At 65.3% G+C, this 15009-nt stretch carries 12 protein-coding genes; 4 read left to right on the forward strand and 8 right to left on the reverse strand.

Going from position 1 to position 15009, the window contains the following annotated elements; translation table 11 throughout:
• Window positions 1-147: 147 nt before the first annotated feature.
• From ACZ1II_RS04540 to ACZ1II_RS04555, 4 genes are all read right to left on the reverse strand, one after another.
• On the reverse strand, window positions 148-1167 hold the full coding sequence (locus ACZ1II_RS04540; RefSeq protein ID WP_465143227.1) for a FecR family protein: 1020 nt from the start codon (window positions 1165-1167) through the stop codon (window positions 148-150).
• A gap of 85 nt (window positions 1168-1252) precedes the next feature.
• On the reverse strand, window positions 1253-1792 hold the full coding sequence (locus ACZ1II_RS04545; RefSeq protein ID WP_465143228.1) for a sigma-70 family RNA polymerase sigma factor: 540 nt from the start codon (window positions 1790-1792) through the stop codon (window positions 1253-1255).
• A 58-nt stretch (window positions 1793-1850) separates the two neighbouring features.
• Complete coding sequence (locus ACZ1II_RS04550; protein ID WP_465143229.1) at window positions 1851-2459, reverse strand: OmpA family protein; 609 nt, start codon at window positions 2457-2459, stop codon at window positions 1851-1853.
• Window positions 2456-4306, reverse strand: a complete 1851-nt coding sequence (locus ACZ1II_RS04555) for a cation:proton antiporter (RefSeq protein ID WP_465143230.1) — start codon at window positions 4304-4306, stop codon at window positions 2456-2458. The genes ACZ1II_RS04550 and ACZ1II_RS04555 overlap by 4 nt, the downstream gene beginning before the upstream one ends.
• 174 nt (window positions 4307-4480) lie before the next feature.
• On the opposite strand from ACZ1II_RS04555, the gene ACZ1II_RS04560 reads away from it, so the two are divergent.
• From ACZ1II_RS04560 to ACZ1II_RS04570, 3 genes are all read left to right on the forward strand, one after another.
• Window positions 4481-5491, forward strand: coding sequence for a DUF2891 domain-containing protein (locus ACZ1II_RS04560; protein WP_465143231.1), 1011 nt, complete (start codon window positions 4481-4483; stop codon window positions 5489-5491).
• A 98-nt stretch (window positions 5492-5589) separates the two neighbouring features.
• On the forward strand, window positions 5590-7362 hold the full coding sequence (locus tag ACZ1II_RS04565; protein WP_465143232.1) for a copper resistance system multicopper oxidase: 1773 nt from the start codon (window positions 5590-5592) through the stop codon (window positions 7360-7362).
• On the forward strand, window positions 7362-8348 hold the full coding sequence (locus ACZ1II_RS04570; RefSeq protein ID WP_465143233.1) for a copper resistance protein B: 987 nt from the start codon (window positions 7362-7364) through the stop codon (window positions 8346-8348). Before ACZ1II_RS04565 ends, ACZ1II_RS04570 begins: the two co-directional genes overlap by 1 nt.
• Before the next feature lie 84 nt (window positions 8349-8432).
• Here ACZ1II_RS04570 and ACZ1II_RS04575 read toward each other — a convergent pair whose 3' ends face one another.
• The 4 genes from ACZ1II_RS04575 to ACZ1II_RS04590 all read right to left on the reverse strand — a co-directional run bounded on the left by ACZ1II_RS04575 (window position 8433) and on the right by ACZ1II_RS04590 (window position 14443).
• Complete coding sequence (locus ACZ1II_RS04575; RefSeq protein ID WP_465143234.1) at window positions 8433-11603, reverse strand: efflux RND transporter permease subunit; 3171 nt, start codon at window positions 11601-11603, stop codon at window positions 8433-8435.
• A gap of 4 nt (window positions 11604-11607) precedes the next feature.
• Window positions 11608-12747 carry an efflux RND transporter periplasmic adaptor subunit gene (locus tag ACZ1II_RS04580; RefSeq protein ID WP_465143235.1) on the reverse strand — a complete coding sequence of 380 codons (1140 nt, stop codon included), beginning with the start codon at window positions 12745-12747 and terminating at the stop codon, window positions 11608-11610.
• A gap of 5 nt (window positions 12748-12752) precedes the next feature.
• A complete protein-coding gene (locus tag ACZ1II_RS04585; RefSeq protein ID WP_465143236.1) occupies window positions 12753-13994 on the reverse strand; it encodes a TolC family protein in 1242 nt (413 codons plus the stop codon).
• A gap of 80 nt (window positions 13995-14074) precedes the next feature.
• On the reverse strand, window positions 14075-14443 hold the full coding sequence (locus tag ACZ1II_RS04590) for a hypothetical protein (protein ID WP_465143237.1): 369 nt from the start codon (window positions 14441-14443) through the stop codon (window positions 14075-14077).
• 325 nt (window positions 14444-14768) lie between these two features.
• Here ACZ1II_RS04590 and ACZ1II_RS04595 point away from each other — a divergent pair, with 325 nt between their 5' ends.
• On the forward strand, window positions 14769-14987 hold the full coding sequence (locus ACZ1II_RS04595; RefSeq protein ID WP_465143238.1) for a hypothetical protein: 219 nt from the start codon (window positions 14769-14771) through the stop codon (window positions 14985-14987).
• The last annotated feature ends 22 nt before the right edge of the window (window positions 14988-15009 follow it).

The following is a 15009-nucleotide window of genomic DNA, read 5'->3' on the forward strand; positions in this document are numbered from 1 at the left end:
CTCCATCCGTCTGAGTAGATCATTAAATGCTAATGCAAAGCATTTGCATATATGAATGACGGCTGGGCATCGGGGATTTCCGGAAAAACTTGAAAGATTTTTCAAATAAATGAAATTAAAGGATAATATTCAGATTCATGAGTGACCTCAATCCACCGTGACCACTTTCAGCCAAGGCGTGATCCGCCGCACTTGCAGCGGATGGACCTTCCCAAGTGCGGTCAGCGCCGCTTCGGGATTGCGCAAGTCGTAGATTCCCGTCACCCGGCGTTCGGTCAGGCCGGGGCCGCGGGCGATGATATAGCCTCGATACCAGGGGCGCAGCGCTTCCAGCACCTCGCTGACCGGACGATCCTTGACGAACAACCGACCGTCGATCCATCCGGCGATCCGGTCGGAGCGCAGGGTGCCGCTGATCACACGGCCATCGGGTGCAAGGGTGACCGTTTCTCCCCGGTGCAGCACGGTGCGGGGCGCGTGACCGGCATAGTCTACGGCGACGATGCCGCGACTTACCGCAACGGATGCATTTTCGGGGAGGCTGTCGACTTCGAAGGCCGTGCCCAGCACCGTGACTTTCGTTTCCCGCGCCATCACCTCGAACGGTCGGGCGGCGTCACGGGCGACGTCGAAGAAGGCGCGGCCACGCAGCAGGTGCGCCGTTCGCTTGCTGCCGTCGCTATCGAACGACAGCGCACTGCCCGGTGCGAGGACGACGCGGGTACCGTCGCTCAGCGCGATCGTCCTGACTTCGGCGGTGCCGGTCAGTTCCTGGGCTTGCATGTGCAACGCCATGTCGGGGGCGACGACGAGGCCGAGGCAGGCGGCTGCGGCAAGCCCGCCGATGGCCCGCCAATGCCGGAGGAGGGATCTGCGCCGCAAGGATGGGATGGGCAAGTGGACAAGATTGTCCAGCGTGGGCACTTCGTCGGCGCTTGCCGTGCTGTCGTTCGCGGCTGTCGGAAGTGCGGCTTGCGGCAGCGCGGTCCTGACCGTCGCGGCAAGATCGAGAGCGCTTTCCCAGCTTGCCCGGTGCGCCGCACTGCGTTCCTGCCAGGCCGCGATCGCGGCGTACAAGTCTTCGTCGTCAGGCCGGTCGTCGAGGCGGACCAGCCAGTCCAGCGCCTCGCGGTCGAGGGCGCGTTTGTCCTGATCGTCACTGGTCATGGAGCCCTGCGTCTTTCCCATCGAACGTCTGGTATCCATGACGAACGGGCGCGAGAGGTTTCCGGAAATAATATCGTCATCGCCGTCATGTTCCCCGGCGCAGCACGCTGCGGCAATGGGCGAGGGCGGAAACGACGAGTTCGTGGACGACGCTTTTCGAGACGCCGAGCCGCTTGCCGGTTTCCACGAGCGTCATCCCCTCGACGCGGTTCATCAGAAATGCACGGCGCGTGCGTTCGGGCAACCGGGATACGGCGTCGAGTACCTGCGCCAGTTCCTGCGCGGATTCCGTCTGGGCATGGGCCGAAGGCGCATCGTGAGCGATCTGCTGCACGGCCTCTGCGGAATCCTGTGCGAAAAGCCGTTTTTCAAGCGCTCGCCGCCGCCGGGCGTCGAGAGCCAGATTGCGCACGATGCGAAACAGGAAACGCTCGGGCTCCTGGATCGTCTGCGCGCCGGCAGCGGCCATGTACCGCATCCAGGCATCCTGCACGACATCTTCCGCCACGCCGACATCCCCGGTGAAGACCGCGGCATAACGGATGAGTCCGGCCCTGTTCCCCGTGAAGAGACGAAGGTGATCCTGCGCGTCGGCTTCCGAATTGCTGGCGGCAGGCTGATCCATGCCGCGCGGATTAGCAGAACAGTTGTTGCGAACCAATCTCAAAAACGGACGAATTGCCTCAGGGTGTCGGTGCTGCCGGGCCTGCGGGCGAAGGCGCGGCGATCTCTATCTCGACGCGGCGGTTTTTTGCGCGGCCCTCGGGATCGTCACTGCCGTCGAGCTTGCGATTGGGCGCGATCGGACGCGCTTCGCCAAGCGGGATGACGGTGATGCGCTGCGAATTCACGCCCTTGCTTTCCAGGTAATCGCGCGCAGCATTAGCCCTTCGCAGGGAAGCCGCGAGATTTTCCGCATCCGAACCACGCGAATCGCTGTGCCCCCAGATCGTGATCGGGCCGCCTGCCTTGAGGGCCGGAGTTGTCAGCAGTCCATCGATCAGGCTCATGGCGGCCGCGTCCGGCCTTGCGCCTTTCTCGGGGTAGGGAACGACGAGGTGGACCGTCTCCGGAGCGGGCGCTTCGCTCGGTTCCGTGCCGACTTCGGTGCGGATGATCGACTTCTTCGGTTCTTCCACCGTGTCGTCTGGTCCGGCGCTGGCAACTGCATCGGGTACCGCAGCTTCCTCCGTCGGTACATCGCCGGTCTCTCTCCCGCTCGGGGTCTCCTGCTGACAGCCGCAAAGGGCGGCGAACAGGATCGAGGATGCGATGACGGGCCTGCTCTTCATGCTTTAGCCTCCCTGTTATGACTATTGTTGTGGGTATTGCCGCGCATGGTTTCCGGCTCTCCATGACGCGATGGGCCGTAGGATACGATCGTGTCGCCGGGCTGCGGCGTGGGACGCGAGGCGTGGGTGAAGAACAGTATCCGGCCTTCCTTGCGCAGGACGAACAACATGTCGGCCTCGTCGGGAAGCGCTGCCTGGGCATCGGCGAAATCGAACTGTTCGCTGATGCGGGTCTTGCGGAAGGTCCAGCCAGCGCGCTCGTGCCGGGCGATCTCCTCTACCCCGATGCCGGAGGCGAACATCGCGCGTCCGCGCAGCGCTTCGGGCAGGCTGCGATGGTCTTCGTCGTCGCCGGTACCGCCAAGCTGGTACACCGAATCCCGCCCGATATCGGGCGCGAACTCGCTGCAGACGAGCGCGTTGTAGGCCTCGTTGTCGGTCGTGGCGACGAGGACCTGGAACTGCACGAGATCGAGCCGTTCCTCGGTCGATTCCGCCAGGATTTCGCCGTGATAGGTCGGAATGCCCGCCTGGCGCGCGGCGGAGAGTCGCTGCCAGCTGGTGTCGGCGATCATTACCGGCACGTCGAGCTGGCGCAGTTGATCGGCAAGCGACAGGCTCCACGACGTGCTGCCCACCACCAGCAGACCCTTCTTGCGCGCACCCGTGACCTTCAGCCAGCGGGCGACGTAGCGGATGCTGAAACCGTGGGCGACGATCGTGGCGACGACGACGGAGAAGGACAGGGTCACCAGGATGCTGCCGTCGCCGTAGCCGAGCTGGTCGAGGCGCAGCGCGAAGAGGCCCGACATGGCGACGGCGACGACGCCGCGGGGGGCGATCCAGGCGATCAGCAGCCGCTCGTTCCAGGGAATCTTGCTGAAAGCCAGGCTCAGCAGCACCGTCGCCGGGCGGACCAGGAACAGCAAGGCCAGGAGATAGGCGATGAAGCGCCACTCGAACTGGCGCAGCACGCCGAAATCGAGCGAGGCCGAGAGCAGCACGAAGACGCCCGAGATCAGGAGGACGGTGACGTTCTCCTTGAACGGGTGGATGTCGCGCAGGCTGTCCAGCCGCATGTTGGCGATGGCGACGCCCATCACCGTCACGGCGAGCAGTCCGGTCTCCTGCTGGATCAGGTTGGAAATCACGAAAGTGCCGATCACTGTGACGAGCAGCACCGGCGCCTTCAGATATTCCGGGACATGGCCACGCGGGAAGGCCCAGGCGATCGCACGGGCTGCGATATAGCCGATCAGACCGGCGACGACGGCGGCGGCCAGCAATGCGGCAAGGACCGAGAGCAGGGTGCCACCCTCACCAGACCGGCGCAGGTATTCGTAAGTGATGACGGCGCAGAGCGCGCCGAAGGGATCGTTGACGATGGCTTCCCACTTGAGGATCGCGCGCGGTCGCGGTGCGATATTGCTCTGGCGCAGCAGGGGGATGACCACCGTGGGCCCGGTCACGACGAGAATGCCCGCGAACAGGATCGCGACCGGCCAGACCAGCCCGGCGACGTAGTAGCAGGCGAGGGTGCCGAGCACCCATCCTATCGGTATGCCGATCACCATGAGGCGGGTAACCGCGCCTTCGGTCTTCCTGAGTTCGCGGAAGTTGAGGCTGAGGCCGCCTTCGAAGAGGATCAGCGCGACGGCGACCGAGATCATCGGTTCGAGCAGGCCCCCGAAAGTCTGTTCGGGAACGACGAGGCCGGTGACGGGGCCTGCTAGGACACCGGCTGCGAGCATGAGGGCAATGGCCGGCCACCCGGTCCGCCACGCGATCCATTGCGCGCCGATACCAAGGATGCCGATCAGCGCGAAGACAAGGGCTTGCTGCTGCATAACGGGGGGCATAACCGTCTCGCGCCGCCAAAGTAACCGCCAGGCACGAATTTTTTTCACAGATCGGGATAGTGGGCGCGCGAGAGGCAGGCGTCGTTTTTGGCCGAAGGTCTCGAAATGCGCGGTCCGCTATGGCAATGGCCGATACCGCAATTTCTCGATTTTTCTGGGACCATGACGATGACCACGATCCTGACGGCGGCGCACGCTTCGCATTTCGCGCGGCTCACTCTCGGCCACCTTGGGCGCGAATATCCCAATAAGCTCGATCATGTGCTCGGCGGCCCGGAAGATGCGGCGACACCTTCTGCGCTTCATCCCGTGTTCTACGGCAGCTACGACTGGCACAGCTGCGTCCATGGCTGGTGGCAGGTCATGCGCCTGCTGCGCCTCTTTCCCGATATTCCCGAAGCCGCCGCCATTCGGACGCGCGCCGATGCGATGCTGGTGCCGGAGAAGATCGCGGGCGAGATCGCCTATCTGGCCCGTCCGCTGTCGACGGGGTTCGAGCGTCCTTACGGCTGGGGCTGGCTGCTGGCGCTCCATCACGAACTTTCGCTGCATGAGCGCCGGGACTGGGGCGAGGCACTCGAACCCCTGGCCGAAATCTTTGCCGGGCGCTTCGAAGCCTATCTGCCCAAGCTGACTTATCCGATCCGTCACGGCATTCACACCAATTCGGCGTTCGCGCTCGTTCTCGCGCAGGAATGGGCGAAGGATCGGAGCAGTGGTCTTGCCAGGCTGATCGAGAGCCGCCTCGACGACTGGTTCGGCGGCGATCGCGGAGCCCAGGCCTGGGAGCCGTCCGGCGACGAGTTTCTCTCGCCTACCCTGGTCGAGGCGCTGGCGATGGGCCGCATCCTGCCGCCCGCCGCGTTCGCGGAGTGGTTCGACGCTTTCCTTCCCCAGATGGCTGAAGGACGTCCGGAGACCTTGCTGGTTCCCGCCTTCGTATCGGATCGGAGCGATGGCAAGATCGCCCATCTCGACGGGCTGAACCTCAGCCGAGCCTGGTGCTGGCGGCAGATCGCGGCGCGATTGCCGGAGGGGCACCTCGTTCGCGGGATGGGGGAAGAGGTCGCCGAACGGCACCTGCAAGCGGCGCTTCCCCATCTGGAGGGGGATTACATGGGCGAGCACTGGCTGGCGACGTTCGCCCTGCTGGCAATGGATCACGCGGGATAGGTTGCCAGGTTCGGGCAGGCGGCTTCGGATTGGCGAAGCCCGATCGATTTTGTCGTGGCTGGCTTGAGGGATCGGCGCCGTGCAGGCGTATCTCCAGCATGACGCCGCACGATACCTTCGGTCGCAGCCTGCTTCAGCGCAGGCGTTTTCTTGCCCTTGGCGGCGCGCTTGCCGGAAGCTTCGGCCTTGCCGGGCTGTTTCCGGCATGGGCAAGGAGCGGGACGCCCGGACTCGTTCACGCAAGCAACGAGCCGGGCGTCCTGACCGGCAATTCCATCGCGCTCCAGATCGGCGAGAGCCATTTCGAAACGGGCGGGCGTTCGGGGCATGCGGTGACCGTCAACGGCTCGCTGCCCGCGCCGCTGCTGCGCCTGCGCGAAGGCGAGACGGTGCGGATCGCCGTCACCAACCACCTGAAGGAGCAGACCTCGATCCACTGGCACGGGTTGCTGGTGCCGTTCCAGATGGACGGCGTGCCGGGCGTCAGCTTCCCCGGCATCGATCCGGGCGAGACGTTCGTCTACGAGTTCCCGCTCATCCAGTCGGGTACGTACTGGTATCACTCGCATTCCGGCATGCAGGAGGCCGAGGGGCTGTTCGGTCCGATCGTGATCGATCCTGCCGGTGCCGATCCGATCGCCTGCGACCGCGAGCACGTGCTGGTCCTGTCGGACTGGAGTCCGATCCATCCGCATGAGCAGATGCGCCGCCTGAAGATGCTGAGCGGCTATTTCAACCGTCAGCGCCAGACGCTTGCCGGCTTGCTCGCGGGCAAGGACCAGTCTCAGGCCGATCGTCTCGCCTGGGCAAAGATGCGCATGGACGCCACCGACATTTCGGACGTGACCGGATCGACCTACAGCTTCCTCGTCAACGGCCACGGCAATGCCGAGAACTGGACCGGCCTGTTCGCACCGGGCGAGAAAGTGCGGCTGCGCGTCATAAACGCCTCGTCGATGACCAATTTCAACTTCCGCATCCCCGGCTTGCCGCTGACCGTGGTGGCGGCGGACGGCAATCCGGTGCAGCCGGTCGAGACCGACGAAGTGCAGATCGCCATTGCCGAGACCTACGACTTCATCGTCGAACCGGGCGCTGCGGAAAGCTACGGCGTGATTGCCGAGGCGATCGACCGCTTCGGCTTCGTCCGCGCGACCCTGGCACAGCGGCCGGGCCTCGTCGGCGAGACGCCGAAGCTGCGTGAACGGCCGCTTCTCACGATGCGCGACATGGGCATGGACATGGACGGCATGGACATGGGTAAGGGCGGGGTGATCGACCTCAGCAAGCCTGCCAACAGTTCGATGAGCGGCCATTCCATGTCGATGCGCGATCCCTCGGTTGCGCCGGGGGTGAAGATGGGGCCAGGCGTTGCCACGCTTTCGCCGATGCCGGTGGACCGCCTGGCGGACCGCCCGACCGGGCTGGAAAGCGTCGATCACCGCGTGCTGACTTATGCGGACTTGCGCTCGCGCGATGCCAATCCCGATCCGCGCGTGCCGAGCCGTCAGGTCGACGTACATCTGACCGCCAACATGGAGCGGTACATGTGGTCGATGGACGGCAAGGCGATGTCGGAGAACCCGGCGCCGATTCCCTTCCGTCTGGGTGAGCGCGTGCGGGTCAATCTCATCAACGACACGATGATGCCGCACCCGATCCACATCCACGGCCACTTCTTCGAACTGGTCAGCGGCGAGCCGGGGAACCGCGCGCGCAAGCACACCATCAACGTGCTGCCGGGCGGAAAGGCCTCGTTCGATCTCACCGCCGATGCCGAGGGTGACTGGGCATTCCACTGCCACATGCTTCTGCACATGCACGCGGGGATGATGCGTGTCGTCACGGTGCGCAAGGAGGGAGAAGCCTGATGGCGCGTCTTCTTCCGGGCCTCGTTTCGTTGCTGCTGACGGCTTCTCCGCTTGCGGTGCAGGCGCAGGAAAGCGGCAGCGCGACGCCGCAGGCCGACGAGCATTCCGGAATGGATCATGGTTCGATGGATCACGGTTCCATGGACCATTCCCAGATGGACATGTCCGGCATGGACATGAGCGGGCCGGATATGCAGGGAATGGATCACTCCGCCCATGCCATGCCCGCAAGCACGGTCTCCGACGAGCCGGGTGATGCCCCGCCGCCGCCGGTCCCCACGGACTATCCCGCCGAGCGCTTCTTCGCACCCGATCGCATGGCGGCTTCGCGCGCGGCGATGGTGAAGGAGATGAAGTTCAGCACGTTCGCGCTTCAGGTCGACCAGCTCGAATTCCGCACCGGCAAGGGCGGCGATGGTTTCGGCTGGGAAGGGCAGGCGTGGTATGGCGGTGATATCGACCGCGCGGTGCTGGCCAGCGAGGGCGAGGGCACTTTCGGCGAGCGGGCCGAGCGCATCGAACTCAACGCCTACTGGCGCCATGCGCTGGACCCGTATTTCAACCTGCAACTCGGCGTGCGGCATGACTTCCGTCCCGATCCGCAGCGGACTTATGCGCTGATCGGTATCGAGGGCCTCGCGCCTTACTGGTTGGAGGTGCAGGGCCAGCTGCTGGTTTCCGACAAGGGCGATATCCATGCCCGCGGCAAGGCCGGTTACAGCCAGCGGATCACCCAGTCGCTGGTGATCGAGCCGGAGGCCGAAGTGGATTTCGCGTTTCAGGACGTGCCTGCGCTGAACGTTGGCGCAGGCTTCGAGCGCCTCGAAATGGGCGGCCGGCTACGCTATGAACGCAACCGTTCGCTGGCGCCTTATGTGGGCGTGAACTGGGAGCGCAAGCTGGGCGGAACTGCGGATCGTGCGCGGGCCGCCGGTGAAGGCGTTTCCGGTGTTTCCGCAGTCTTCGGCGTGCGGGCGATGTTCTGATCTGAGCGCTTCGAGTTGGACATCATGAGAAGGGCCGGCAGCGGGATCGCTGCCGGCCCTTCCTTGTGTTTCAGGCCTCTCGTTTCACACTTTGCTCCCGTGGCGCGCATAGAGCGTGGGCAGGACGAAAAGCGTCAGCAGCGTCGCCGAGATGAGGCCACCGATCACGACCGTTGCCAGCGGTTTCTGCACTTCCGCGCCGGCGCCGGTTCCCAAGGCCATCGGCACGAAGCCTAGACTGGCGACGAGGGCGGTCATCACCACCGGGCGCAGGCGCTGGAGCGCGCCGGTGCGGGCGGCCTCGGCCCGGTCCATGCCTTCTCGCATCAGGTCCTGGATCGAGGACACCATGACCAGACCGTTGAGTACGGCGATGCCCGACAGCGCGATGAAGCCCACCGCTGCCGAGATCGAGAAGTCCATGCCGCGCAGGAACAGCGCCAGCACACCGCCGACGAGTGCAAGCGGCACGCCGGTGAAGACGATGGCGGCATCCCGCACCGAGCCGAGCGCGCCGTAGAGCAGCAGCAGGATCAGCACGAAGCAGGCCGGAACCACCAGCTGGAGCCGTTCGCGAGCCGAGGCGAGGTTCTCGAACTGGCCGCCCCATTCGAGATAGCTGCCGGGGCTGAGGCGGACGCCCCGCGCGATTGCGGCCTGTGCATCGGCAACCACGCTGCCCACGTCGCGTCCGCGCACATTGGCCTGGACGACGACGCGGCGCTTGCCGTTCTCGCGGCTGATCTGGTTGGGGCCGTCGATCACGCGGATATCTGCGAGACTGGCGAGCGGCACGAACTGTCCGCCGGGCGTCGGCACGAGCAATTGCTCCAGAGTGGAGAGATCGGCCCGCTGCGCTTCAGCGAGCCGGATCACCACGGGGAAGCGCCGGTCGCCTTCGAAGATCGCGCCCGCCTGTTTGCCGCCGAGGGTGGCGTTTATCACCTCTTGCACGTCCTGCGCGGAGACGCCGAGACGGGCCATGGCATCGCGGTTCACGCGGATGTCGAGCATGGGTAGTCCGCTGGTCTGCTCCACCTTGATGTCGGCCGCGCCGGGGGTGCGGCGCAGCACATCCGCGATCTTTTCGGCGGTGGCGTTCATGGCGTCGAAATCGTCGCCGTAGACTTTAACCGCGATGTCGCCGCGAACCCCGGCGATCAGTTCGTTGAAGCGCATCTGGATCGGCTGGGTGATCTCGTAGACATTGCCGGGTATCTTCGCGAGCCCGCCCTCGATCCGAGCGACGAGATCTTCCTTTGAAAGGCGGGGATCGGGCCATTCCGCCCGGTTCTTGAGGATCACGAACATGTCGGTGGCATTGGGCGGCATCGGATCGGAGGCGAGTTCGGCAGTGCCGGTCTTGGAGAAGACGAACTTCACTTCGGGCTGCCGCGACATCATCCGTTCGATCGGCACCTGCATCGCCTGGCTCTGCTGGACCGAGGTGGCCGGAATGCGCAGGGCCTGGATCAGCAGGTCGCCTTCGTCGAGCTGGGGCAGGAACACCTGTCCGAGCGAAAGGAAGGCGAGGATGGCGACGGCAAAGGCGCCGATGCCGGTGCCGATGGTCAGCGCCTGACGTTTCATCGCCCGCTCAAGGCCCGGTTCGTAGCGGGCCTTGAGCCAGGTCATGATCCGCCCTTCCTTCTCCTCGATCCGCTTCGACAGCCAGAGGGCAATCATCGCGGGCACGAAAGTCAGGGAAAGCACGAAAGCGCAGACGAGCGCGATGATGACGGTGAGCGCCATCGGCACGAATGTCTTGCCCTCCACGCCGGTCAGCGTGAGCAGCGGGACATAGACGAGGATGATGATCGCCTGGCCGTAGACCGAGGGCTTGATCATCTCGCGCGCGGCGAGGGCGACGGTATCGAGGCGCTCGTTCACCGTCAGCAGGCGGCCCTCGCGGTGTTGCCGGTCGGCCATGCGCCGCAGTGCGTTTTCGACGATGATGACCGCGCCATCGACGATCAGGCCGAAATCGAGCGCGCCGAGGCTCATCAGGTTGGCCGAGACGCCCGCCTTCAGCATGCCGAACGCAGTCAGCATCATGGTGACGGGAATGACGAGAGCGGCGATCAGCGCGGCCCGGATATTGCAGAGCAGCGCGAAGAGCACGAGGATCACCAGCAATGCGCCTTCGCCGAGATTTTTGGCAACGGTCGCGATAGTGGAATTCACCAGCGCAGTACGGTCGAGCACGGGCTGGACAATGACGTCGGGCGGCAGCGAGGCATTGATGGCGGCAAGGCGGTCGGCCACGGCGGTGGCCACCGTGCGGCTGTTCTCGCCGATGCGCATGATCGCGGTGCCGACGACCACTTCGGTGCCGTTCTCCGAGGCCGACCCCATGCGCACGGCTTGTCCGGTGCGAACCTGCGCCACTTGCGAAAGGGTGATCGGCACGCCTTCGCGGGTGGCGACGACGATCTGGCTCAGTTCGCCGGCGTGGCGCACGAGCGCGTCGGCGCGCACGGCCAGCCCTTCGCCGCCGCGCTCGACGAAGCCGCCGCCGACGCTGACGTTGTTGCTTTCCAGCGCCTGGCCGAGCTGCGTAAGCGTGATCCCGCTCGCGGCAAGGCGTTGCACGTCCGGCACGACGAGGAACTGCTTGGCATAGCCGCCGATCGAATCCACGCCCGCAAGGCCCGGCGTGTTCTTGAGCAGGGGCGCCACGATCCAGTCCTGCGCGGTGCGCAAGTAGGTGGCCTTGTCGGTTTCGCCCACGAGCCGTTCGCCTTCGGGCGTGATGTAGCTGCCGTCGGGCTGCATGCCGGGTTCGCCGGGAAGATGGGTGTCGTCCTTGCGGTGTTCGAGGCGCACGGTCCACATGAAGACTTCGCCGAGGCCCGTGGCGATCGGCCCCATTTCCGGGTTCACGCCGCCCGGCAGGTTTTCCTTCACGCCGCCTAGCCGTTCGCTCACTTGCTGGCGGGCGAAGTAGATGTCGGTTTTTTCCGAAAAGACGGCGGTGATCTGGGCAAAGCCGTTGCGGCTCAGCGAGCGGGTATATTCGAGGCCGGGAATGCCCGCGAGCGCGGTCTCGATCGGAAAGGCCACCTGCTTCTCGACCAGTTCCGGAGAGAGCGCGGGCGCGCGGACGTTGATCTGGACCTGGTTGTTGGTGATGTCGGGAACGGCATCGATGGGCAGGCGCGAGAGCGCGGCGGCGCCGATCACGGCGGCGATGGCGACCAGAAGCAGCACGAGCCAGCGCTTGTGGACCGCCCAGTTTACGGTTGCGGCTATCATCGGCTCAGTCTTCCTCACCTGCTTCGCCCTTGCCGAGTTCGGCCTTGAGCGTGAAGCTGTTGATGGTCGCGACCTGCTCGCTGCCCTTGAGGCCGGAGCGCACGATCACGCTTTCCCCGGCACTATCTCCCAGCGTTACCGGCACCGCCCTGAAGCCGCTGGCGGTACGCACGAAGACGGCGGGCTTGCCGTCTACGGTCTGGATCGCGGTGGAGGGCACGCTGATCGCACCGTTATCGTTGCCGCTGCTGGCGAGGGTTACGGCGGCCGTCACCGGCTCGCCCACACGCCATTGGCCCGAACGGTTGTCGAGCGTGGCGATGACCGGAACGAGCCGGGTCGCTGCATCGAGTGCGGGCGAGACGAACGAGATCCGGCCTGTCGCCTCGCGTCCCGCCGCTTTCACCGTGACTGCGGCTCCCGGACGGACGCGTCCGGCGTCCTGCGGCTGGAGGTTGAGCGCCAGCGAGATGCTCGACAGGTTGGCCACGCGAAACAGCTCGGCATCGGCGGCGACCGTCTGGCCCAGCGTCACGCTGCGGGAGATCACCTGTCCGGAGAGCGGTGCGGTGATGGCGATGCGGTTCAGGCTACCGCCGCCTGCTCCCGCAGCCGAGACCTGCTGCTGGGCGAGGCGCAGGGCGATGCGGGCTTCGGTGGCGGCGGTGCGTGCCGCGATCAGGTCCTGCTCCGGGGAGACGCGCTGGGCGAAGAGGCGCTGCTCCCGCGCCAGCGTGGCATTGGCAAGAGACAGACGCGCGCGGGCCGCCTCGACTTCGGCATTGAGCGAGGCGGCCTCGCGGCTCTCGATCACGGCCAGCACCTGCCCGGCACCGACAGACTGACCGAGATTGCGGGTGAGCGAAACGACCCTGCCGCCGATGGCGGCGGAAACGACCTGGGTCCCGTCCGGATCGCCCTCGATCATCGCGGGCAGTTCGATGGTTCCCGCGCCGCCGACCATAGGGCGTGCAAGACGGATACCGGCGGTGGCGATCTGTTCCTCGGTGAGGGTGACCTCGCCTTTATCCGCAGCGCTTGCGGCGGCTTCTGCAGGCGCTTCGGTCGCGGCCTCTTCCTTGTTTCCGCAGGACGCCAGAACAAGGGCCAGCGGCAGGGAAAGGACGATGTGATGGATATTCATGGCAATCAGTTTCCCTTAACCGGCGCGGGTGCGGTGAGGCGCTCCAACTGCGCGCGGGCGGTCTGGTAGGCGGCGAGGGCATCGATCGCGGCGAGCCGGGTCTCGGCCAGCGTGCGCTCTGCATCGAGCAGGTCGAGCTGGCCGAACTTGCCTTCGCGGTAGCCGATGCGGGCGATGCGGGCGGCTTCCTGCGCGGCGGCGAGGGCCGGGCCGTTGGCCGTTCGAGCGGTCACGGCGGCATTGTCGGCTTCGGCCTGTGCGCTGGTGATCGCCTGCTCGACATCGAGTGCGGTTAGGCGCTTCTGCGCTTCGCTGCGGGTGCGCTCGGCACTGGCCTGCGCCAATGCCGCCTTGCCCGAATTGAACAGCGGGATCGGCATCGATACGCTGAAGACGAAGGCGGTGTCGTTCGTCTGCGAGAGCCTGCGCAGGCCGGGGCCGACATTGAGATCGGGCACACGCTGCGACCGCGCGAGGCGGACCCCGGCATCGGCGATCGCAAGGTCGGCGTCGGCCGCCGCCAGAGCGAGGGTCCCGGCAGCGGAAGCAGGAAGTTGCGGGCCCACGTCTTTGGGCAGGCGTTCCAGCCAGCTGCTATCGAGCGTGCCGACAGCGGGCGCGTCGATCCTGCGGGCGAGGTTCGTCTGCGCCGCTTCGGCAAGCCGCGCCGCGCGTTCGGCCGCGGCGTCGGCGTTGATCCGGGCGACGTCGGCGCGCTGTTCCTCCAGTGGAGAGGCGCGGCCTGCCTGAACCCGGATGCGGGCGGCTTTTGCAGCCTCAGCGGCGATCCGCGACTGGTCGCGCGCGGTGGCGAGGCGCCGCTGCGCCGCTGCGGTTTCTATATAGAGCAGCGTCACCTGCCAGCGAATATCGGCCTGGGTGACGGCCGCAAGCAGCTGCGCGCGGTCCGTCTGGGCATCGGCCAGTGCGATCCGGGCAGAGCGCTTGCCGCCGAGTTCGATGGGGACGGCCAGGTTAACGGTGGTCTCTGCGCTGTCGAACCCGCGATACTGGCCGGAACCGGCAACGTTCTCGACCTGGGTCTGGACGGAAGGATTGGGGCGCAGTCCGGCGACGGTGCGGGCAGCTGCGGCGGCTTCGATGTCGGCCTGCGCAGCCTGGGCGGCAGGCGCGGAGCCGCCCGCCGCCGCGATCGCCTGTTCGAGCGTCAGAGCCGGGGTTTCCTGCGCCTGTGCCACGGCGGTGCAGGACGCGGCAGCCAGCAAGGCTGCGAATATACGGTGCATGGGAGATCATCCTGAGCGAAAGGCAAGGATGGCCGCATGCCTGCCGCAAAAGGGGCAGAGGGCGGCCGTCTATGGCTTCGTCAGGCGATGGGGGGGCGCAAGTCCGGGCCTATCGACCAGCGGTCGACGTTTGCCGTATCGAAAGAGGCCTTCACTGCCTTGATCGGGCGGACCGCGAGGAGGTCGTCGGAAACCTGAGGGACGAAGGCCGCCGCCGAATGGCAACTGGCGTGATGATGGGGAACGCCCTTGTCCGCATCGCCCTGACTCTCGTCTGCATCGCCTTTGCTATGCACGAAACCCGAACAATCGACCGCTTCGGCACCGGGAAATTCCTGCGCATGGACGGTCGTCGTCGCCAGAAGCGATGTTGCCATCAGCAAGAACAGAAAGATGTGCCCGAGTGCGCGCATGGAATGCTGCATAATGCGATTGAGGATCGGCGTCACGAGGGTTTTTGAGAGTATTTGACGAGAGGATATATTGTCACAATTCCTCTTATCTTCGCATTCGCGCATTTTTACGGGAAGAATTTCTTTTCATTCGTCCGCTTGTTGACGCGGTGGCCGCCGATCTGAGGCATTTCATCGACACGATCGGCAGCAGGATGCGACCATTTGCCCCGGAGCGTCGACAGGGCGTTGAATGTGGTTTGCAATAGCAGTTGATGCTCCGGAGTTTCACTGGCATTTGCCCGCTTCGAAGCCCGTAAGAGGCTGATTTCAAAACAACTCTCATTGCAGGAGATGAATTATCCAAAAGGTTGTGCAGGTCGTGCTCGTCGTCTTGATTGCGGCGACAGTGATGTTCGGCGGACGCTGGTACATGTATGTCGCGCAAGGCGAGAGCCCTTACGATGAAGTGGGAATCGCGCTGAACGGTTATATGCCCGGCCCGCTGCGGACCTGGGGCTGCCACAAGCTGCAATCCCGCTTCTCGAACCAGTTGCCGCCTTATGGGTGCGGCAGCGCCGACGGCCGTAGCTGGATCTGAGTTCGGCTTGCTATCCCATCGG

The organism is Novosphingobium sp. BL-S-20, from assembly GCF_055521635.1.